Origin of the sequence: Mesorhizobium sp. M0518 (assembly GCF_040321125.1) — a bacterium.
GTDB lineage: Bacteria > Pseudomonadota > Alphaproteobacteria > Rhizobiales > Rhizobiaceae > Mesorhizobium.
Genome location: NZ_JAMYQY010000014.1, coordinates 23,651 through 43,645, shown reverse-complemented (window position 1 = coordinate 43,645; position 19,995 = coordinate 23,651). Strand labels below are relative to the sequence as shown.

The following is a 19,995-nucleotide window of genomic DNA, read 5'->3' as shown; positions in this document are numbered from 1 at the left end:
CGCGGTCGCGATCATGCTTCCAAAGCCGCAATGGACTCGGACGCCAAGCTGTGATTGCGTCCGGGCAAGCCGGATAGAAAGACGGCAGAGGAGGAAAGTCCAAGCGTGCAGGGCTTGTTCATCGTCATCATCGCGATCGCCTATGTGACGCTGCTGTTTGCCATCGCCAGCATCGGCGACCGCCGCTCGGCCATCTCCGAGCCGAGCCGGGGGCGGCCTTTCATCTACGCGCTTAGCCTCGCGATCTACTGTACGTCCTGGACTTTCTTCGGCTCGGTCGGTCTTTCTTCCGAACGCGGCCTCGAATTCCTCGGCATCTATACGGGCCCGGTGCTCGTCTTCGTGTTCGGCTTCCCGCTGCTCAACCGCATCGTGCGGCTGGCCAAGACCGAGAAGATCACCTCGATCGCGGATTTCCTCGGCGCGCGCTACGGCAAGAGTTTCACCGTCGCGGCGATCGCCACGCTGATCGCCACCATCGGCGCGGTGCCCTATATCGCACTGCAGTTGAAGGCGATCTCCGGTTCGGTCAGCCTGATGGTCGAGCACTATACGGGATCGCCGCCTTCGTTCGATCCCTTCGTCAGCGACATCTCTCTGGTCGTCGCCATGCTCCTGGCGCTGTTCGCGGTGCTGTTTGGAACCCGTCACGCCGACGCCACCGAACACCAGGATGGGCTGGTGCTGGCGGTGGCGGTCGAAACCGTGGTCAAGCTCGCCGCCTTCCTGGCGATCGGCCTGATGGTCACCTTCCTGATCTTCGGCGGCCCGGGCGACATGTTCGACAAGCTCGCTGAGAACGCGCAGGTCCGACAGGCGATGAGCTACAACACCTCGCTCGCCACCTGGCTGGTGCTGACGTGCCTCAGCGGTTTTGCCATCATCATGCTGCCGCGGCAGTTCTACGTCACCATCGTCGAGAACCGCGGCGAGGCCGAACTGCGCACCGCGACATGGGTGTTTCCGCTCTACCTCGTGGCGATCAACCTGTTCGTACTGCCGATCGCCTTCGCCGGCCTTTCGCTGGTCGGCACCGGGACCAGCAGCGATCTCTACGTGCTGTCGCTGCCCCTGTTCAGCGGTCATGATGTGCTGGCGATGGCGGCTTTCATCGGCGGCCTGTCGGCGGCGACGGCGATGGTGATCGTCGAAAGCGTGGCGCTGTCGATCATGATCTCCAACGACCTCGTCATTCCATTGTTCGTGCGCCGTCTGCTCAAGACCTCGACCTCCGAGACCGAGGACTGGTCGACGCTCATCCTCAATGTGCGGCGCGGGGCGATCTTCATCCTCTTGTTCATCGCCTTCCTTTATTATCGCGAGAGCACCGACAGCGCGCGGCTGTCGTCGATCGGCCTGATGTCGTTCGCGGCCATCGCCCAGTTCGCGCCGGCGCTGATCGGCGGGCTGATCTGGCGCGGCGCCAATGGTCGGGGTGCGGCACTTGGCATGGTCGCCGGCATCCTCGTCTGGGGTTACACGCTGCTGTTTCCGTCGCTTGCGGCACCCGATACCGGCATCATCGTGCACGGGCTGTTCGGCTTCGAGGCGCTGCGGCCACAGGCCCTGTTCGGCACCGTCGCCGAACCGCTGAACCACGGCGTGCTGTGGAGCCTGTCGATCAACGCGGTGTTCTTCGTGCTGGGCTCGCTCTCGCGCGCGTCGGTGCCGCTGGAGCGCATCCAGGCGTCGATCTTCGTGCCGCGCGATGCCGGCCCGATGCCCAGCCTGCGCCGCTTCCGCACCGCCATCACCGTCAACGACCTCAAGGATACGATCGGGCGCTATCTCGGCGTCGAGCGCACCGAGCGCTCTTTCCAGTCGTTCGAAAAGACCAACGGAGCCTCGCTGCACGGCAACGAGCAGGCGAGCATGGACGTCATCCGCTTTTCCGAGCAATTGCTGGCCAGCGCCGTCGGCTCCTCCTCGGCACGCCTGATCCTGTCGCTGCTGTTTCGCCGCCACGACCGCGAATCCAGGGATGCTTTCCGCTTGCTCGACGACGCCACCGAGGCGCTGCAGCACAACCGCGACCTGTTGCAGATCGCGCTCGACCAGATGGAACAGGGCATCACCGTCTTCGATCGCGATTTCCGCCTGATCTGCTGGAACCGCCAATATCGGGCGTTGTTCGACCTGCCCGACGAGATGGGCCAGGTCGGCGTCTCGCTCGACCGCATCCTGCGCCATCTCGCCGAACGCGGCGACATCCCCGCCGATCAGCGTGTGGCCATGCTCAACCGGCTGACCAGTTTCGTCAGCCCATGGCAGATGGAGCTGAAAACCTCGGGCCGCATCCTGGAACTGCGCTCCAACCCGATGCCGGACGGCGGCATCGTCGCCACCTATGCCGACATTTCCGGGCGCGTGGAACAGGATCTGGCGCTGAAGCGTGCCAATGAATCGCTGGAACAGCGCGTCAAGACCCGCACCATCGAACTGACCCGGGTCAATGAGGAGCTGGCGCAGGCGCAGATGCTGGCCGAGGAGGCCAATCTCGGCAAGACGCGCTTCCTCGCCGCCGCCGGCCACGACATCCTGCAGCCGCTGAACGCCGCCCGGCTCTATTGCTCCTCGCTGATCGAGAAGGCCGGCAAGGGGCCTGCCGGCAAGGCGGCCGTCAACATCGAATCCTCGCTGGAATCGGTCGAGACGATTCTCGGCGCCGTGCTCGACATCTCCCGCCTCGATGCCGGCGCAATGAAGCCGGACGATACCGCCTTCAACCTCGACGGATTGCTGCGCCAGATCGGCAACGACTTCCGGCCGCTCGCCGCCGAAAAGAAGCTCGCGCTGACCATCATGCCGTCATCGCTGACAGTGACGACGGATCGCAATCTGCTGCGCCGCCTGATCCAGAACCTCGTTTCCAACGCCATCAAATACACGCGCCACGGCCGCGTGCTGGTTGGCGTCAGGCGGCGCGGCGAACTGGCCGAGATCCAAGTGATCGACACCGGCATCGGCATCGCCGGCGACAAGCTGAACACCGTCTTTCGCGAATTCACCCGGCTCGACGAGGGCGCGCGCGAGGCCGAAGGCCTCGGTCTCGGCCTCTCCATCGTCGACCGCATCGCCCGGGTGCTGCGCCTGGAGATCCGGATCTTTTCCACCCCTGGCAAGGGCACGCGCTTCTCCGTCATCCTGCCCGTGGCGGCCGTGCAGGAGCCGCGGCGCGAGATCGAAACCAGGGCTCCTGCCCGCGCGACGGCTTCGCTGGCCGGGCTGCACGTGCTGTGCATCGACAACGACGCCCGCATCCTCGAAGGCATGCGGCTCCTGCTCGAAGGCTGGGGTTGCAACGTCGACACCGTGGCCGGTTCAAAGGATCTGGAGACCGCGAAGATACACCGCCCGGACATCGTTCTTGCCGACTACCATCTCGACGGCGAAACCGGTCTCGAACTCGTCGTCAGGCTGCGCGCGATCCATGGCGACAACCTGCCGGCCGTGCTGGTCACAGCCGACCGCTCCAACGAGGTGCGCACGGCCGCCGGCGGGCTCGAGATTGCGGTGATCAACAAACCGCTCAAACCAGCGGTACTGCGCTCGATGATGGCCAGGGTCAGGCCGCTGGCACCGGCGGCCGAATAGCATCAAAGGCGCCCGGTCTCAGCCCTGGTGTCCGAGGGTGGCGTCCTAGAGCATTTCACCGTTTCACGGAAACGGCGTTCTGCTCTAACTCTTTGTTTTAACGCAATTCTAGACGGAAAACCGCTTCACACTTTTCCTAGAATTGCTCTAGGCCAGGCCGTCGACCATCTGGGAACTGCGGAACCGGGGCCGTCCGGCATTGCCCGCCACAGGCGGACGATGCTCGCGAAAGGCCATTGCAAGCGTCCTCAGCGCCTCGCGGGACTTGGCGTCCGTCAGCGTCGAAAGCAGCACGATCTCGGAAGGCGGCAGCGCCGGAAGCCCGAATTTCCGGCTGACCTCGATGGTGCCGGATGGGGCAAGCCGGCAGGAAAATACCGAGGCTGCGAGGCCGGCCGAGACGGCCTCCGCGACGGCGAAGGAGCCGCAGCCGAGGAACACCTCCGTCCACGGTATTCCGACAGCGTCGAGCGCGCGGGTCGTGATGTTGCGGATACCGCAGGATGGCGAGGATGCCGCCAGGCGCAGCGGCTCGTCGGCCCGGTGGATGAAGTCGGGCGCGGCGTACCAGCCGAAATGTTCGGGCGCCAGCACTTCACCATCGCGCCGGTCGTCCTCCCGGCGGATGATCGCCGCGTCGATCTCACCGCGATCGAAAGCGTCCAGCAGGTCGTGTGAATCATCGAGCCGCACTTCGATGGTGAGCGCCGGGTCATGCGCGTTGAGCCGCGCCAGCAATGTCGGGACTTCCGCGCCTCCGACATGGGTGGCGATGCCCAGTGTGAAGCGGCGGCGCACCGAAGACAGGCTGGCAATGGCGCGATCGTGTGCCGCGAGGAAGTCGCGTGCGGGCTGGAGAAACACCGCGCCCTGCGCCGACAAGCGCACCAGCCGAGGCGTGCGCTCGATCAATTTCTGGCCGACGCGCTCTTCCAGCCGCTTCAGCTTCACGCTGATTGCTCCTTGCGTGCTGCCAAGAGCCTCGGCCGCCCGCGTAAAGCTCTGAAGATCGGCGATGGCGACGAATGTTTTCACAGCGTCTACGTCCAGCGTCATGTCAGCTATCCGCACTTGTTGTCTCTGAAATAGCCAACCATGCAATTCTAAAATGATCAAGCCTCGCCTACCATGGGCCATACGCGCGCCGGGCGAGCTGCAATGGATTCGCCGATTGCCGACAAATACGTTCGAAAGGTTGAACCATGCCCACTGCCCTGACCCGCCGCGGCATCATCGTTCTGTTTGCCGCCTGCCTGGCGTGCCTGATGTTCGGTCTGGAGATTTCAAGCGTTCCCACGATCCTGCCGACACTGGAGCAGGTGCTGCATGCCGACTTCAAGCAACTGCAATGGGTGATGAACGCCTATACGATCGCGGTCACGACGGTGCTGATGGCGGTCGGCACGATCGCCGATCGTTACGGGCGCAAGCGTGTCTTTCTGGTCGCCATCGCCGCCTTCGGCCTGACATCACTGATTTGCGGCGTCGCCGAAAGCGTCTCCACGCTCATTGTCGCCCGGTTTCTGCAGGGCCTGAGCGGCGGTGCGATGCTGATCTGCCAGCTTGCCGTGCTGTCTCATGAATTCCGGGAAGGGCGCGAACGCGCCGTCGCATGGGGCTGGTGGGGCGTCATCTTCGGCATCGGCCTCGGCTTCGGCCCCATCATCGGCGGCGGCATCGTCGCGGTCTCGAGCTGGCAATGGGTATTTCTTGTCCACGTGCCGGTTGCTGCGCTGGCATTCGCCCTCGCTCTGATGGGCGTCCACGAATCGAAGGACCCGCAGGCGGGCAAGCTCGACATAGCGGGCATCCTGACGCTGTCACCGTCGGTCTTCTGTCTCGTCTTCTACATCATCCAGGGGCCGGATCTGGGTTTCTCCAGCCCAACCGCGCTGGCGATCCTCGGCATCTCGATAGTGAGCTTCATCGCCTTCCTCATTGCCGAGAAGGTCAGCCAGCGGCCGATGTTCGACTTCTCGGTCTTCCGGATCCGACCCTTTTCCGGCGCCATCGTCGGCTCGGCGGCGATGAACCTCAGCTATTGGCCTTTCATGATCTACCTGCCGATCTGGTTCCACGCCGGGCTCGGCTATGACACCGTCTCCACCGGCCTTGCCCTGCTTGCCTACACGCTGCCGACGCTTGTGCTGCCGCCCTTGGCAGAGCGCTTTTCGCTGCGTTATCGGCCCGGCATCATCATTCCGGCGGGCCTCGTCATCATCGGCGTCGGGTTCATCCTGATGAAGTTCGGCAGCGCCGCCGCGCAGCCGGATTGGCTGACGATGCTGCCCGGCTGCCTGATCGCGGGGATGGGTCTGGGAATAACCAACACACCTGTCACCAACACGACGACGGGTTCCGTTTCGAGCGACCGCGCCGGCATGGCCTCCGGCATCGACATGAGCGCCCGCATGGTTTCGCTGGCGGTAAACATCGCGGTGATGGGCTTCATCCTGGCCAGCGGTGTGCTGGCGCATCTGAGGCATGCGCTGCCCGACCTCGACGCTGCCCAATTGCGTCTTCTCGCCGAAGCTATCGCTGCTGGAAATCCCATCTCCGGGCTCGCCGGGACCGTCGCCCAGGATGCGCTGCGCAACGGCTTTGGCTGGGTCATGCTCTATGGCGGGATCGGCGTCTGGATCATGGCCGCCATCAGTTTCGCAAGCTTCAACGCCCGGCCGATGCGGCGGACGGAGGTTCAGTGCTCTGATTGAACACTATTCTGATTGAACAGGCGCCCTGGCGATCAACCCGCCGGCTGCAGCGGGTCGCTGCCGATCTTGGACAGAAGGATCACCGCCTGCGTGCGGCTGTCGACGCCGAGCTTCTGCAGGATGGCGGAGACATGCGCCTTGATGGTGGCCTCCGATACGCCGAGTTCATAGGCGATCTGCTTGTTGAGCAGGCCCTCGGCCAGCATGCCCAGCACCCGTGTCTGCTGCGGCGTCAAAGCCTGCAGCCGCTTGATAAGGTCCGATATTTCGGGATCGCGCTCGATGCCGAGATCGACGCCGGCTGGTGCTGCGATGTCGCCGGCAAGCACCGATTGCACGGCGCTGCGGATCTCTTCCATGCTGGCCGATTTGGAGATAAAGCCGGAAGCGCCGAGGTCGAGCGCCCGCCTGATGGTCGCCGGATCGTCGTGGGCCGACACCACGACCAGCGGCACCGCCGGATGGATGCCGCGCAGCGAGACCAGGCCGGAGAGCCCGCTGGCGCCCGGCATCGACAGGTCGAGCAGCACCAGATCGACGTCCTCGTTGGCCACGACCAGCGCCTTGGCGCTCTCGAAATCGCCGGCTTCGTGGATGGCGGCGACGTTGCCGATGCCGGCGAGCGCTTCGCGCAGCGCACCGCGAAACAGCGGGTGATCGTCGGCGATGACGAAAGAATAGCCTGCCGGCAAATGTCCCTCCCCGAATCCCCTATGGGTTTAGCTTTTTCGGGATCAGTGGGCGATTATGCGGGGCGGCGCGCTGTTTTCAAGCGGCAAAGCCAGCGCCCCGCGTTTTCCCTTGGTTGAAGCGCTCAGGTCTTCTGCGAATTGGGCTGGGCGCCGTTGTCCTTGTCCATATCCCTGACGATGCCCATGAAGCCGCGAAGGAAGCGCTCCATGTAGCCCATCGTCTTGTTGAAATCCTCCTCGCTCGGCAGTTTCGATTCGAGGCGGGCGGAGAGCGAATTCTCGAGCTTGGTGACGCGCTCGTCCATCGCCTTCATCGAGGTTTGCAGGCGGTCGACCTCGTCCTGGAAAGCAGCGCGTTCGTCGGCCGCCATCTTGCAGACGAGCTGGCCCGAACGCTCCTCGCAAATCGACATGGCGCCGGTCTGCGTATCGATACGGACAAAGCCGTTATCGGACTTTTCCAGCCGGTAGCGGTCGGTTTCTTCCGAGTAAGCTGAAGCCGCGATCAGCGAAACGAGCGCGGCGGGGATCAAGATGTGCTGCAGACGCATGTTGTCCTCCATGGCCAAGGCCTCAGATATCGCATGTTTGCGCCGGAAATGGGGAAGACCCTTGGCATGGCCTTTCCCGAATGGCTGGTTCGGAATCTTCTTGACGCAATTCCCAAGGGAAAGCGCTATGCGCTTTCCCCGGGAAAACCGTTTCACACTTTTCCTGGAACTGCTCTATAGCGCAACCATGTCTCAGATTATCTACAAGATAACCCCGCAAGCGCCATGGCGCGAGGCCGAAACGCATGGCCGCTTCACCGGCGCGCCGATCGATGTCGCCGACGGCTTCATCCACTTCTCCACGGCAGCACAGGTCAGGGAAACGGCGACAAAGCACTTTGCCGGCCAGACAGACCTTTTGCTGGTCGCCGTCGACGGCGCCGGCCTGGGCACTGCGCTGAGATACGAGGTCTCGCGCGGCGGCGAACTGTTTCCGCATCTCTACGACGTTCTGGACCTGAAAGCAGTGCTGTGGGTCCGACCACTGCCGCTTGGCGCCGATGGTGTGCACCAGTTCCCGGCACTGGAGGGGCAATGAGCGTGCTCGACCGGCTCGGCCAGAAGCTGCTGTTCGCCTTCGATCCGGAAACGGCGCATGGCCTGTCAATCGCCGCCTTGCGATGCGGCGTTCCGGTTGGTGCGCCGGCGGTCCGCGACGACAGGCTGAAGGTCAGCGTCTGCGGCCTCGATTTCCCCAATCCGCTCGGCATGGCGGCCGGCTATGACAAGAACGCCGAGGTGCCCGACGCGCTGCTTGGCCTCGGCTTCGGTTTCGCCGAGGTCGGCACGATCACGCCGCTGCCGCAGGTCGGCAACCCGAAGCCGCGTATCTTCCGGCTGACGGCCGACGATGCGGTGATCAACCGGCTGGGCTTCAACAATGAAGGCCATGCAGCGGCCGAAAAGCGCCTTGCCGCGCGTAAGGGCCGCTCCGGCATCGTCGGCGTCAACATCGGCGCCAACAAGGACAGCAGCGACCGCGTCAGTGACTATGAGCGCGGTGTCGCCCAGTTTGCGCAATACGCCAGCTATCTCACCGTCAACATCTCCTCGCCCAACACGCCGGGCCTGCGCAACATGCAAGCGCGCGAGCAGCTCGGCGAGCTCTTGTCGCGGGTCATGGCCGCGCGCGCCACGGGAACGGCGCAGCCGCCGGTGTTCCTGAAGATCGCGCCGGATCTGGTCGAGGCCGAACTGGAGGACATCGCCGCCGAGGTCACCGAGAAGCGGATCGACGGCGTCATCGTCTCCAACACCACCATCTCCCGACCGCCGCTGCGTAGCGGCGACACCGCGCGCGAGACCGGGGGACTCTCCGGCAAGCCGCTCTTCGAGCGTTCGACCATCGTGCTGGCGAAGATGCGCAAATTACTCGGGCCGGAGCTTGCCATCATCGGCGTCGGCGGCGTCGATTCCGCCGATACGGCGCTGGACAAGATCCGTGCGGGCGCTGATCTGGTGCAGCTCTACACCGGCATGATCTATGCCGGGCCCTCGCTACCAGCCCGCGTTCTTTCCGGAATGATCCGTTTCGTCGAAAAGGAACGGTTGAAGTCGATTTGCGAGTTGCGCGACAGCCGCCTCGACTTGTGGGCGTCCAGGCAACTCTGAACCGCTCTCAGGAGCGTAGATTGCGACTGACGGCCCGCTCGCAGATGGTGCCGCCGATGGCAGGCAACACGCCGAAGAGAAGCAACTGCGCGGTTCCGCCGATGCCAGAAACCGCGGAGAGAATGAACGCAGCGAGCAATCCCAGCGCCGCGCCCAAGACATATGGCAGGTAGCTTCGCATAAGCTCGCCCTGGAACAATTGGTGCATCAAGTCTGTTGGAAATCGACTGGAAGTGCAAGTGCATCCGACCGCACAGCATTGGCACCGGGTTCCTTCGGAGTCTCGCCGGGGCGTTGGCTGACGGAGCATCAAACGAAAAACCCGCCTGTGCGGCGGGTCACTGGCGCAAATCAGCACCATAAACAAATATGTACCATAGCTGAGGTCACCGAGTCAAGAAAAAATTCCTATCGCGAACAGGTGTCGTTCGGTGCCTGGACGGCGCAGGGCCTTCCGGGGGACATCGTCTAAAACGCCGTCCGTACCCTGAGCCGCAGGATCGTCAGCAGGCTGAAGCCTCGCACCAGCAGGAAGACGTGCAGCGCCGCCCACAGTCCATTGTTGCCGAAGGCGGGCGCAAGGGTCAGCAGCGCGGCCGCGAAAACCAGGAACGACAGCAGCATCATGTTGCGCATGTCGCGGGACCAGGTCGCGCCGATGAAGACGCCATCCATCTGGAACGCCAGCACACCGCTCAGCGCCGTGAATGCCGCCCACGGCAGGTAGATGTCGGCCACCGAACGGACGTCCTCCGATGTCGTCACGAGAGCGACCAGATTGGCGCCCCCAGACAGCATTACCAGCGTCGCGGCTCCCGCCAGTCCGAAACCCCAGAACAGCGTCAGCCGCACGGCCTGGCGGAACGGTGCGGCGGCACGTGCGCCGACGGCACGGCCCGCCAGCTGTTCGGCGGCGGTGGCAAAGCCATCGAGGAAATAGCCGGCGACGAGGAAGAAGTTCATCAGCACGGCGTTGGCGGCCAGCGTCACCGTGCCGAACTGCGCGCCCTGGCGGGTGAACAATGCGAAGGCGGCGAGCAGCGAGAACGAGCGGATCATGATGTCGCGGTTGAGCGACATCATGCGCAGGAAGGCGGCCATGTCGAGCAGGCGGTGACGCGGCAAGGATGGGGCGGCCCGGAACCGGCGGATGACGATCGCCAAGCCGAGCAGCATGGCCAGGAACTCACCGGTGACGGTCGCCCAGGCAACGCCGGCGACACCCCAGCCAAGTTCCAACCCAAGCAGGAAGCAGAGCGCGATGTTGATGCCGTTCAGTACCAATTGCAGCATCAGCCCGAGCCCGCCCTCGCCGCGCCCCAGCACATAGCCGAGGATGGCGTAGTTGATCAGCGAGAACGGTGCCGCGAGCAGCCTGATCCTGATGTAGACGCCCATCGCCTCGCTGACGCGCGGTTCGGCGCCCATGAACTTTTGCCCGACGATGGCGACCAGCGGCGCAAGGGCAGCGAGCACTATGCCGGCGATAACCGCGATCAGCACGGCGCGCCAGAACACCGCCTGTTCCTCCAGGGCATCGCCACGCCCAAACGCCTGTGCGACAAGGCCAGTGGTGCCCGAGCGCAGGAAATTGAAAGAGGTGAAGACGACGTCGAAGATCAATGCGCCGGCCGCCAGGCCGCCAAGCAAGGCGGCATCGCCGAACTGGCCGATGACAGCCGTGTCGACCAGGCCGAGCATCGGCGTCGTCAGATAGGCAAGCGTCATCGGCACGGCGATGGCGAGCACGGAGCGGTTGGTGACGACAAATGATCCGGGGTGAATCGGGGATCCCGCGTGGATAGGGGATCCGGCGTCGGCTGGTGTTGCACCTTTGTCCAAGGATTGCTGCCTTGCTGATTGCGGCTTGATAGAACCGTCGATGTGCCCCATTTTCCGGCCACCGCGCAATCACCTATCCCTTGACGGCCAACCGAAATCCCGGTCTGGCGTGAGCCAGCCGGATACGATTTCATGCCTCTGCAGATCGTCCATCATCCCGACTACGACGCCGGCTTCGCCGTCAACCATCGCTTTCCGATGAGCAAATATCCGTTGCTGATGGAGGCGCTGCGTACGCGCGGCCTCGCCGGCTTCGACGCGCTCAGCACCGCCGAACCGGCACCGGCGTCATGGCTGGAGCTTGCCCATGCGGCGGACTATGTCGACCAGGTCGTCAACTGCTGCGTGGCCGAGAAGATCGAGCGCGAGATCGGTTTTCCGATCGGACCCCGCGTCTCGCTGCGCGCGCAGCTTGCCACCGGCGGCACCGTGCTGGCGGCGCGGCTGGCCTTGCGCCACGGTATCGCCTGCAACACCGCAGGCGGCAGCCATCATGCGCGGCGCGCGCAGGGCGCGGGCTTCTGCACCTTCAACGATGTCGCCGTCGCCGCATTGGTCCTGCTCGCCGAAGCCGCGGCACAAAACATCCTGGTCGTCGACCTCGACGTGCACCAGGGCGACGGCACGGCGGATATTCTCGCCGATGATCCGCGCGTGTTCACCTTTTCCATGCATGGCGACCGCAACTATCCCGTGCGCAAGATCGCCTCCGACCTCGATGTCGCGCTGCCCGACGGCACGGGTGACGTCGCTTACATGAAGAGGCTCGCCGCCATCCTGCCGGAGCTCTCCGCCCAAGCCCATTGGGACATCGTGTTCTACAATGCCGGCGTCGACGTCCATGCTGAGGACCGGCTTGGCAGGCTGTCGCTGTCGGATGACGGCCTGCGCGCCCGCGACGACATGGTCATCAGCCATTTTCGCGCGCAGGGCGTTCCGGTGTGCGGCGTCATCGGAGGTGGCTATTCAACGGATGTGCCCGCACTCGCGGCGCGCCACGCCATCCTGTTCGAGGTCGCCGCGGGCTACGCCTGATAGTCCTTTTCAAGCACGGTCTTGTCGGAAAACCGGTTCCCACTTTTCGGGATCATGCTCTACTTCCGGTAGTTGGCGAGCCTTAACAGGATGAACGCCGGCACGACGATAGCCGCGCCCAGCAAGATATAGCCGAGGAAGCGGTCGATGGCGTGGAAGCCGAGATTCCACAGGTCCATGAAGAACTTCCGGATGCAGTAGAGCACATCCATCGGCGACCAGCCGAAGGCATTCATGACCAGGCCGACGAGGAAAGACACCACCAGCAGTTTCAGGATCACCTTGAGCGGCGAGTCGCCAAGGAAGCGCGTCAATGCGGACAAGGCCCGTCTCCAGATTGAGGTACCCAGACTCGAGGGCTTCGGCCCAGACATACGCACTTGGCTTGCCCGCTTCAAGCCGGCAGTGTTGCGGGATGCCAAAGGCCTCCACCGAGCGATTGCATGGCAAGATTGTGCTGCTGAACTGGCCAAACCCGCGCCAGACTGTTAAATTTGCGTAAACAGAACCGCTTTAATATCTTGAAAATAAAGCGAAAAATCGTCATTTTTCGACTTCCCGCAATGTGCGCGCAATTTTCGCCTGCGAGACGGTCGGCGTCTTTCAGGTGATTGGCCGCGCGGGCGCTCTGACCCCCCTACCACAGCTGGCGAAAGCCAGTCCCAGGACCGCGCAACCATCCCTGAAAGACGCCAAATCGGAGCCCGACCGCCCCAACGGTCGAGTTCTTCGGGAATTAACCTGCGCATCGATTGCCGGATGCGCGCGTGTGTGGAGTAATGCAGTGTTCTCTCAAGCAAAGATCATCCTGACGGCAAGTGCCCTTGCCGTATGCCTCCTAGGGCCGGCGATGGCCGCCGACCTTTCGCCCACCTACAATGATCCCCCCGCGTTCCAGTGGAGCGGCGCCTATGTCGGCGTGCATGGCGGCACGGCGTTCACCGGGATGCCGAACCCGTTTGCCGGCAGGAATGGTCTCAGCGGCGGCGTTCAGGCCGGCTACAACCAGCAGATGGGTCCAGCGGTTCTCGGTGCCGAGATCGAGGGCTCCTATCTTGGTGGCGCCGAGCACGACGTCCGGGGCGGCAAGATCAAGGAAAAGTGGCGCGGAGCCGCCAAGGCCAAGGCCGGCTTGAGCTTCGACCAGACGCTGCTGTTTGGAACCGGCGGCGTCGCCATGACCAAATTCGACAAGGGCGACAAGGTAAGCAGCACCGACGGATGGAAACTCGGCTATCTGGTCGGCGGCGGCATCGAGCAGGGTTTTGCCGGGGGCCTCTCGGCCAAGGTCGAGTATGACTATGTGCGCACCCCAGGCGTCGAAACGACGTCCGCCCTGGGCAAATCCAAGGCGACGATCGGCAGCCATGAACTGAAGGCCGGCATCAACTACCGGTTCTAGGGCAGGCCATGGGTTCCGTTGAACCCGTCTGTATATTGCTCGAACGACCTTGCGCGGCGCCCGGATGCAACGGGGCCGCGCAATTGCTTTGCCTCCATCCGCACCGGCGTCGACGCGTGTCGGCAGACCGCATTTGTGTGCCAGGTCCTGCGTAATGTCGATGCAATCTTCACACCCTAGGTGCCGCGGATAACCTTGATGACGGGAATCGGATATGTCCAAACGCAGCGCAAACCATCTGGTGTGGATCTCCAAGGCGTTCTTCGTCGCAATCGTGCTGGTGCTGACGGGATGCGCCTCCGACATCATGAAGAACTACATCGGGCAACCGGTCGAATCCGTCATTCTGGACTACGGGCCGCCGACCGCCGTCGTTGATCTCGGTCGGGGCGAGCGGGCCTATCAGTGGCGGACAATATCCACCAACGCGGTTTCCGGGACCTCCAGCGGCGAGGTTCGCCACACAAAACACGGAACCGTCTACGAAGAAACCGAAACGCCTGGCTATATCGAGCGCCAGGAATGCTTCTATACGTTCTATGCCCGCGCCTCGGGCGGCCGATGGTTCATCACCAATTTTCGTCAACCGAAGCTGGAATGCGAATGAATTGCCACAGCGTGCCGGCTGCCTGCGGCGGAGAGTGCGCATGCGCATCCTGCTGATCGAGGACGAGCCGGAAATGGCCTCGGTGCTGAAGACCGCGCTCGAGCGCCAGGACATCATCGTCGACCATGCCGCGACACTGGCGGATGCCGAAGCCGTGGCGCGGCTCGGCCACCATGACGCGGTGGTGCTGGACCGCCGGCTGCCGGACGGCGATGGCCTCAGCCTGATCCCGCGCCTGCGGGCCTTGCATCTGGACGTGCCGGTGATCGCGTTGACGGCGCTCAGCGGGCTCGACGATCGCGTGGCGGGGCTCGATGCCGGCGCCGACGACTACATGGTCAAGCCGTTCGCCACGGTGGAACTGGTTGCCAGGCTCAATGCCTTGCACCGGCGTTCGTTCACCACGCGCGCCCACCAGACGGTGGTCGGCCGCCTCACCTATGATTTTCGCCATCGCGAGGCGCTTGTCGAGGACCAGACGCTGGAGCTGCCGCGGCGCGAACGGCTGGTGCTCGAAACGCTCATCCGCAGGCCGGGCCGGACGATTATGCGCGGGACGCTGGAAGAAGCCGTCTATGCTCTCGACGACGAGATCGGCTCCAATGCATTGGATGCGCACATTTCGCGGCTGCGTCGCAAGCTTGACGACGTCGCTGCCGGTATCGAGATCAGGGCGATCCGCAACCTCGGTTATCTCTTGCGGGCCGCCTCGTGAAGAAGCCGCGCACGCGATCGCTGCAATGGGTGCTGGTGCGGCGGATGATCCTGCTGCAGGCGGCGACACTCCTTGTCTTCATCGTGCTGTGCGCGGCCGCGCTATGGATCGCCAATCCGCGGCTTCTTGTCGACAACGAAGCTGCCGTCGCCGCCCTCAAGGATGCCGTCGATCGTGACGGCAACGGCATATTGATCGTCCATGAGACCGACGGGCTGCGTTCGTTTCGTGAGGGTTTCCCCAATGTCTGGTACATCATCCGCGACAACAGCGGCCAGAGCATCCGCTTCGGCAGCATACCCGATGTCTACACCAGGAATTTTGGCGATCTGCTGGGCCAGGCCGATCACGCCACCATCGGATTTTCCGAAGATGATTTGAGGCCGGAGGCCTATCTCGAAAGGGTTTCGACCAAGGCCGGCACGGTTCAGATCATCGCCGCGACAAGGTCATCGCGGGAAGAGACCGAGGGCCTCGAGGTCACCATTTCGGCCAGCATCGACGTCGCCAAGAACCCGGACGGCAGCAGGAACTGGGAGAAGGCGCTTCCCGCTCTCGTGGCCATCATCGTCATCCTGCTGTTGCCGATTGTCCTCGTCATGGGAGCCACGACCCTGGTGACGACGCCAGCCGTCGTGCGCCGGTCGTTTGCCGGACTTGTCGACACCGTCCAGCAGGCCGCGCGCATCGACATCGGCACCCGTGCGATGCAACTGCCGGTCAAGAATGTGCCGCAGGAGATCGCGCCGCTCGTGCATGCTTTCAACCAGACGCTGGCGCGCCTCGCCCAGGGCTATGACCGGCACAATCGCTTCCTCACCGACGCCGCGCACGAACTGCGCACGCCGATCGCCATCCTGCGCACGCGCGCCGAATTGCTGAAGCAGGAACCGCAAAGCGCGCGCCTGCTGCATGACATCGAGCGCCTGTCGCATCTTGCGCAACAGCTGCTCGACCACCAGTTGCTCGACCGCCCGGCGGACCAGCGCCAAATCATCGACCTCTGCGATCTTGTCAGCCGGGTCGCGGCCGACTTTGCCCCGCTCGCCATCGAAGCAGGCTACGATCTTGCCTTCGAGCCGACAGCCAACAAGGTCCATGTCGAGATCAACGTGCCGCAGATCGAGCGGGCGCTGGCAAATCTCGTGCGCAATGCCATCGATCATGGCGGCGGTTCCGGCACGATCACCATAGCGATCTATGAAACCGGCGGCGTCGAAATCCGCGACGAAGGCCCAGGCATTCCGGCCGATGAGCACGAGAATGTTTTCGAGCCCTTCTACCGCCTGCAGCCGCAATCGCGCGGCGCCGGTCTGGGATTGAACCTTGCCCGGCAGATCGCACTGCTGCACGACGGCTCCATCCGGATATTGGCGGGCTCCTGGCAAGGCGCCCGCATTCGCATGGAGTTGCCGGTTCGGTCGGTGGCCGCGTGCGGCAGAAATGATGGCCGGCCGCCGGCCACGGCCGATCCCATTGGCTTATCTGTTTTCTAACCAATTGCCGCTATTCCCAATCGAATAGCGGGAGCAAGGCTTTGGTGGAGACGGAGAGAAACACCGCGCGACGCGGCGTCATGCTGTCGGTGGTCATCCCATGCTACAACGAGCTGGATGGCGTGGCCGAACTGCACCGGCGGGTAACGGCCGCATGCCTTGAACAAGGCCCTTCCTACGAGATCGTCCTTGTCATCGATGGCGCGACCGACGGTACGCGCGAGGCCATTCTACAACTGGCCGAAAAGGACGAACATGTCGTCGCCATCGACCTCGCCCGCAATTACGGCCACCAGATCGCGTTGAGCGCCGGGCTCGAATTCTGTCGCGGCCAGCGCATTCTCATTCTCGATGCCGACCTGCAGGATCCACCTGAACTGCTCGGCGCGATGATGACGAAGATGAACGAAGGCTTCGATGTGGTCTACGGCCAGAGGCTGACGCGCGATGGCGAAAGCTGGTTCAAGCTCGCCTCCGCGTCCATGTTCTATCGCTTGCTGCGCCGGATGGTCGACGTCGACATAGCCCCGAATACCGGTGATTTCCGGCTGATGAACCGTCGTGCGCTCGACCATCTGAACGCGATGCCAGAACGTTACAGGTTCATTCGCGGCATGGTTAGCTGGATCGGGCTGAAACAGGTGGCTTTCCCCTATGAGCGGCACCGCCGCTTTGCCGGCACCACCCATTATCCGCTGAAGAAAATGCTTCTTCTGGCGGTCGACGCGATGACCAGCTTCTCCATCGTGCCCTTGCGCTTCGCTTCGCTGCTCGGAATGATGTTCGGGCTTCTGGGGCTGGTCGTGCTCGGCTACACGCTGTTCGAATGGTCGGTCGGAAACGTGTTGCCCGGCTGGACCAGCCTTGCCGCGATCGTGCTGATCCTCGGCAGCGTCCAGCTTATGGTGCTCGGAATCTTCGGCGAGTATCTCGGGCGCATGTACATGGAGACAAAGCGGCGGCCGCTCTACTTCGTCAACGAGATCGTTTCGCGCAGCCAGGCGGTGGAGGACGGCGAATTGCCGGTCCATCGCCTGCAGGAGATGGCAAAGAGGGCCGCACGTGCTTGAGGCGGAGTTCGACCAGTTTGCGCGGGAATATCAGGAGCAGCATGCCGCAAGCATAAGGCTGAGCGGCGAAAACCCGGATTTCTTCGCCAGGTACAAGATCGACGACGTCGCCGCGACGCTGCGGCGGGCCGGTGTCAAACCCCGACGAGTACTGGATTTCGGCGCCGGCGTCGGCAATTCGCTCGGCCATATGCGCAACGCGTTTCCCGACGCGGAGATCACCTTGCTCGATCCTTCGCGGGAATCGCTCGACATCGCCAGCAAGCGCTTTCCCGGCCAGGCCGCCTTCACGCATTTCGACGGCAAGACAATTCCTTTTGCCGACGGCAGCTTCGACCTGGCCTTCGCGGCCTGTGTATTCCACCATATTCCCGAGGACCTGCAGATCGGACTGTTCGCCGAGATCGGCAGGGTGCTGGCCGATGGCGGCAGCTTCTTCGTCTTCGAACACAATCCCTGGAACCCGCTGACCACGCACGCGGTGAGAAACTGTGCCTTCGATGAAAACGCGGTTTTGATAAATTCGCGCGAGATGCGCAGGCGCATGGCCGAGGCGGGCCTTGCCAATACGAGGATCGTCTACCGGATTTTCTTTCCTCGGATGCTTGCGAGACTGAGGCCGTTCGAGCGCTTCCTCACCAAGGTACCTGTCGGAGCCCAATATTTTGCGCATGTGGTCAAGCCTGCCGTTTGACTTCCCGAGGATGCTGCGATTTGGCGCCGTCGGTCTGTTGAACACGGCGCTGGGATACGCTGTCATCCTGGCCGGGCTTGCGCTGGGTCTGGGCGACATCCTTGCCAACGCCACGGGTTATGCCGCCGGCCTTGTCCTCGGCTTCTTCCTCAACCGCCAATGGACCTTCAGCAGAGCCGATGGTTTCCAGCCCGGAACCGCGCTGCGCTACGGGGGTGTCTTTCTGGTCGCCTACAGCGTCAATCTGGCCGTCGTGATCGCCGCCCGTTCAGCAGGCATCGTCGAAAACCCGCTGGTCCACCTCGCGGGAATCTGCGTCTATTCGGTTGTTTTCTATCTTGGCTCGGCTCGCTTCGTGTTTGTGGGGCGCGGGGACGACAGCACCGACCGCACAGTTCGGGTGGCCGACAAGCCTCGGCAGCACCCCGCCAATCCAACACCTTGAACCCAACTGTCACCGGAACCGATTAGAGGCGGCGCACCATGAACGACGCTCAGGCCAGTGCGGCGGCCGCGACGTACAACGAGCGGAACAGGCTGATCTTCTGCCTGCTCGCGGCCTTGGCGATGGCGGGTGCACTGGGTGCCCAGGCAGGCGCCACCCTGCAGGATCCCGACAGCTGGTGGCAAGTGAAGGTCGGTCTGGATTTCCTGACAAACCGGACATTTCCGACCGTCGATCCTTATTCCTACACGTTTGCCGGCCAGCCCTGGATTGCCAAGGAATGGCTGGGGCAGGTTCTGCTGGCTATTGCTTACCGGGCGGGCGGCTGGAACGGGGTCGTCACCGCGATCATCGCCTCGATCTCCCTGACGGTTTTCCTCCTGGGGTGGTTTCTCAGCGCATGGCTGAAACCGATCCTGGCGATTACACTGGCCTTCGCGGCGGTGTTCCTGATCAACCCGATCTTCACGGCGCGCCCGCATGTCTTCACCTTCCCGATCATCATCATCTGGACGGCGGTGCTCTTTGGTGCGGCAAGGGAAGAACGGGCGCCGCCCTGGTGGCTGCTTGTGCTGGTCGTATTATGGGCGAACCTGCACGCCACCTTCACCTTGAGCTTCGTCATCGCGGCTTTCGCCGGTCTCGATCTGCTGGCGCGCACGGGCCTGTCGAAACCGTCCCTGCTGGCGAAGTGGATCGCGTTCGGTCTGCTTTGCCCGCTGGTCAGCCTGATCCACCCCTACGGCGTCCAGGCCATCCTGGCGACGCTCGCCGTGGCCTACGGCAATGAGGCAGTGTCGCTGATCATGGAGTGGAAACCGTTCAATCAGCCGGACAGTCCCGTCCAGGAAGCGGCGATGCTGCTGGCGCTTTTCGGGCTACTGGTGTCCCGATTGCGAATTGGCTGGGCCAAGGCGTTGTTCGTCGTCTTCACCTTGCATGTCTATCTCGCCCATGTGCGTTTCATGTATCTGTTCTTCCTGCTGATTCCGCTGGTGATGGCGGCCGAGGTCGCCCAGCAATATCCCTCGCTTTCGGCCACCGCATGGCTGGCCGAAAAGCGCGACGGACTGGAGAGATTCTTCGCCAGGCGGTTCTACGCCATCTGCGGCACGGCAGCCGTTCTGCTGATTGGCGGGGTCACTGTGCTCGGCAGCGTCTATCAGGTAGCGCCAAGTCCGAAGACATCGGCCAGCGGGGCGCTGGCATTCGCGCAAAGCCATCATCTATCCGGCAACGTGCTGAATTCCTACAATTTCGGCGGCACGCTGATTTTCCACGGGTTCAAGACCTATATCGACGGACGGACGGACCAGCTGTTCCTGGGAGGTTTCACAAAAGCCGATGACGAGACGGGTCACAGCAACGGCAAGCCACTCCTCGAAGCCCGGTTGAAGAAATACGCAATAGGCTGGGCGCTGCTGTCGGCTGACGACGCCCGCATCCCCTTTTTCGACCAGTTGGGCTGGAAGCGGGCCTATGCGGACGACCATGCAGTGATCTATCTGCCTGGCGCCTGATCCTGGT

Annotated in this window: 19 protein-coding genes; 13 read left to right on the top strand and 6 right to left on the bottom strand. The window is 63.2% G+C overall.

Translation table 11 applies throughout. The features are described from left to right. Nucleotides 1-105 precede the first annotated feature (105 nt). A complete protein-coding gene (locus NKI66_RS20380) occupies nucleotides 106-3,594 on the top strand; it encodes a PAS domain-containing hybrid sensor histidine kinase/response regulator (protein ID WP_023813896.1) in 3,489 nt (1,162 codons plus the stop codon). Nucleotides 3,595-3,741: 147 nt separating this feature from the next. Here the strand turns inward: NKI66_RS20380 and NKI66_RS20375 are convergent, their stop codons facing one another. Next, a complete protein-coding gene (locus tag NKI66_RS20375; RefSeq protein ID WP_023813895.1) occupies nucleotides 3,742-4,650 on the bottom strand; it encodes a LysR family transcriptional regulator in 909 nt (302 codons plus the stop codon). Between the two features lie 146 nt (nucleotides 4,651-4,796). Here NKI66_RS20375 and NKI66_RS20370 point away from each other — a divergent pair, with 146 nt between their 5' ends. Continuing rightward, nucleotides 4,797-6,308 (top strand): MFS transporter, encoded by a 1,512-nt coding sequence (locus tag NKI66_RS20370; protein WP_023813894.1) that lies wholly within the window; start codon nucleotides 4,797-4,799, stop codon nucleotides 6,306-6,308. A gap of 32 nt (nucleotides 6,309-6,340) precedes the next feature. Here NKI66_RS20370 and NKI66_RS20365 read toward each other — a convergent pair whose 3' ends face one another. After that, nucleotides 6,341-7,000, bottom strand: a complete 660-nt coding sequence (locus NKI66_RS20365) for a response regulator transcription factor (protein ID WP_023813893.1) — start codon at nucleotides 6,998-7,000, stop codon at nucleotides 6,341-6,343. Between the two features lie 122 nt (nucleotides 7,001-7,122). After that, a complete protein-coding gene (locus tag NKI66_RS20360; RefSeq protein WP_023813892.1) occupies nucleotides 7,123-7,551 on the bottom strand; it encodes a hypothetical protein in 429 nt (142 codons plus the stop codon). Nucleotides 7,552-7,738: 187 nt separating this feature from the next. Here NKI66_RS20360 and NKI66_RS20355 point away from each other — a divergent pair, with 187 nt between their 5' ends. Both NKI66_RS20355 and NKI66_RS20350 read left to right on the top strand, forming a co-directional pair. After that, nucleotides 7,739-8,089, top strand: coding sequence for a DUF952 domain-containing protein (locus NKI66_RS20355; RefSeq protein WP_023813891.1), 351 nt, complete (start codon nucleotides 7,739-7,741; stop codon nucleotides 8,087-8,089). After that, nucleotides 8,086-9,162 carry a quinone-dependent dihydroorotate dehydrogenase gene (locus NKI66_RS20350; RefSeq protein WP_023813890.1) on the top strand — a complete coding sequence of 359 codons (1,077 nt, stop codon included), beginning with the start codon at nucleotides 8,086-8,088 and terminating at the stop codon, nucleotides 9,160-9,162. The genes NKI66_RS20355 and NKI66_RS20350 overlap by 4 nt, the downstream gene beginning before the upstream one ends. 7 nt (nucleotides 9,163-9,169) lie before the next feature. Here NKI66_RS20350 and NKI66_RS20345 read toward each other — a convergent pair whose 3' ends face one another. Together NKI66_RS20345 and NKI66_RS20340 are read right to left on the bottom strand one after the other, a co-directional pair. Next, nucleotides 9,170-9,343 (bottom strand): hypothetical protein, encoded by a 174-nt coding sequence (locus NKI66_RS20345; RefSeq protein ID WP_023813889.1) that lies wholly within the window; start codon nucleotides 9,341-9,343, stop codon nucleotides 9,170-9,172. 287 nt (nucleotides 9,344-9,630) lie between these two features. Continuing rightward, the gene (locus NKI66_RS20340; protein ID WP_352720415.1) at nucleotides 9,631-11,004 is read right to left on the bottom strand and encodes an MATE family efflux transporter; all 1,374 of its coding nucleotides are present in this window, start codon (nucleotides 11,002-11,004) and stop codon (nucleotides 9,631-9,633) included. A 132-nt stretch (nucleotides 11,005-11,136) separates the two neighbouring features. On the opposite strand from NKI66_RS20340, the gene NKI66_RS20335 reads away from it, so the two are divergent. Beyond that, a complete protein-coding gene (locus tag NKI66_RS20335; RefSeq protein WP_352720413.1) occupies nucleotides 11,137-12,039 on the top strand; it encodes a histone deacetylase family protein in 903 nt (300 codons plus the stop codon). Between the two features lie 59 nt (nucleotides 12,040-12,098). Here the strand turns inward: NKI66_RS20335 and NKI66_RS20330 are convergent, their stop codons facing one another. Further along, nucleotides 12,099-12,362: a DUF6460 domain-containing protein gene (locus NKI66_RS20330; RefSeq protein WP_352720411.1), complete on the bottom strand. Its 264-nt coding sequence runs from the start codon at nucleotides 12,360-12,362 to the stop codon at nucleotides 12,099-12,101. A 461-nt stretch (nucleotides 12,363-12,823) separates the two neighbouring features. Here NKI66_RS20330 and NKI66_RS20325 point away from each other — a divergent pair, with 461 nt between their 5' ends. The 8 genes from NKI66_RS20325 to NKI66_RS20290 all read left to right on the top strand — a co-directional run bounded on the left by NKI66_RS20325 (nucleotide 12,824) and on the right by NKI66_RS20290 (nucleotide 19,988). After that, nucleotides 12,824-13,441, top strand: a complete 618-nt coding sequence (locus NKI66_RS20325; RefSeq protein ID WP_128305256.1) for an outer membrane protein — start codon at nucleotides 12,824-12,826, stop codon at nucleotides 13,439-13,441. A gap of 214 nt (nucleotides 13,442-13,655) precedes the next feature. Next, nucleotides 13,656-14,048, top strand: a complete 393-nt coding sequence (locus NKI66_RS20320; RefSeq protein ID WP_352441472.1) for a hypothetical protein — start codon at nucleotides 13,656-13,658, stop codon at nucleotides 14,046-14,048. 40 nt (nucleotides 14,049-14,088) lie between these two features. Next, nucleotides 14,089-14,763 (top strand): response regulator transcription factor, encoded by a 675-nt coding sequence (locus NKI66_RS20315; RefSeq protein WP_128305258.1) that lies wholly within the window; start codon nucleotides 14,089-14,091, stop codon nucleotides 14,761-14,763. After that, a complete protein-coding gene (locus tag NKI66_RS20310; protein ID WP_352720408.1) occupies nucleotides 14,760-16,259 on the top strand; it encodes a sensor histidine kinase in 1,500 nt (499 codons plus the stop codon). The genes NKI66_RS20315 and NKI66_RS20310 overlap by 4 nt, the downstream gene beginning before the upstream one ends. An 80-nt stretch (nucleotides 16,260-16,339) precedes the next feature. After that, nucleotides 16,340-17,329 (top strand): glycosyltransferase family 2 protein, encoded by a 990-nt coding sequence (locus tag NKI66_RS20305; protein ID WP_196815360.1) that lies wholly within the window; start codon nucleotides 16,340-16,342, stop codon nucleotides 17,327-17,329. Next, a complete protein-coding gene (locus NKI66_RS20300) occupies nucleotides 17,322-18,023 on the top strand; it encodes a class I SAM-dependent methyltransferase (protein ID WP_023813884.1) in 702 nt (233 codons plus the stop codon). The genes NKI66_RS20305 and NKI66_RS20300 overlap by 8 nt, the downstream gene beginning before the upstream one ends. After that, complete coding sequence (locus NKI66_RS20295) at nucleotides 18,001-18,468, top strand: GtrA family protein (protein ID WP_031213781.1); 468 nt, start codon at nucleotides 18,001-18,003, stop codon at nucleotides 18,466-18,468. Before NKI66_RS20300 ends, NKI66_RS20295 begins: the two co-directional genes overlap by 23 nt. Before the next feature lie 38 nt (nucleotides 18,469-18,506). Next, nucleotides 18,507-19,988, top strand: a complete 1,482-nt coding sequence (locus tag NKI66_RS20290; protein ID WP_352752751.1) for a hypothetical protein — start codon at nucleotides 18,507-18,509, stop codon at nucleotides 19,986-19,988. Nucleotides 19,989-19,995: the final 7 nt, after the last annotated feature.

What these genes read in the sequence shown, in the direction of transcription:
- NKI66_RS20375 (WP_023813895.1), bottom strand. Translation starts at nt 4,650, where the DNA reads ATGACGCTGGACGTAGACGCTGTGAAAACATTCGTCGCCATCGCCGAT.
- NKI66_RS20370 (WP_023813894.1), top strand. Translation starts at nt 4,797, where the DNA reads ATGCCCACTGCCCTGACCCGCCGCGGCATCATCGTTCTGTTTGCCGCC.
- NKI66_RS20360 (WP_023813892.1), bottom strand. Translation starts at nt 7,551, where the DNA reads ATGCGTCTGCAGCACATCTTGATCCCCGCCGCGCTCGTTTCGCTGATC.
- NKI66_RS20355 (WP_023813891.1), top strand. Translation starts at nt 7,739, where the DNA reads ATGTCTCAGATTATCTACAAGATAACCCCGCAAGCGCCATGGCGCGAG.
- NKI66_RS20350 (WP_023813890.1), top strand. Translation starts at nt 8,086, where the DNA reads ATGAGCGTGCTCGACCGGCTCGGCCAGAAGCTGCTGTTCGCCTTCGAT.
- NKI66_RS20345 (WP_023813889.1), bottom strand. Translation starts at nt 9,343, where the DNA reads ATGCGAAGCTACCTGCCATATGTCTTGGGCGCGGCGCTGGGATTGCTC.
- NKI66_RS20335 (WP_352720413.1), top strand. Translation starts at nt 11,137, where the DNA reads ATGCCTCTGCAGATCGTCCATCATCCCGACTACGACGCCGGCTTCGCC.
- NKI66_RS20320 (WP_352441472.1), top strand. Translation starts at nt 13,656, where the DNA reads ATGTCCAAACGCAGCGCAAACCATCTGGTGTGGATCTCCAAGGCGTTC.
- NKI66_RS20315 (WP_128305258.1), top strand. Translation starts at nt 14,089, where the DNA reads ATGCGCATCCTGCTGATCGAGGACGAGCCGGAAATGGCCTCGGTGCTG.
- NKI66_RS20305 (WP_196815360.1), top strand. Translation starts at nt 16,340, where the DNA reads ATGCTGTCGGTGGTCATCCCATGCTACAACGAGCTGGATGGCGTGGCC.
- NKI66_RS20295 (WP_031213781.1), top strand. Translation starts at nt 18,001, where the DNA reads ATGTGGTCAAGCCTGCCGTTTGACTTCCCGAGGATGCTGCGATTTGGC.
- NKI66_RS20290 (WP_352752751.1), top strand. Translation starts at nt 18,507, where the DNA reads ATGAACGACGCTCAGGCCAGTGCGGCGGCCGCGACGTACAACGAGCGG.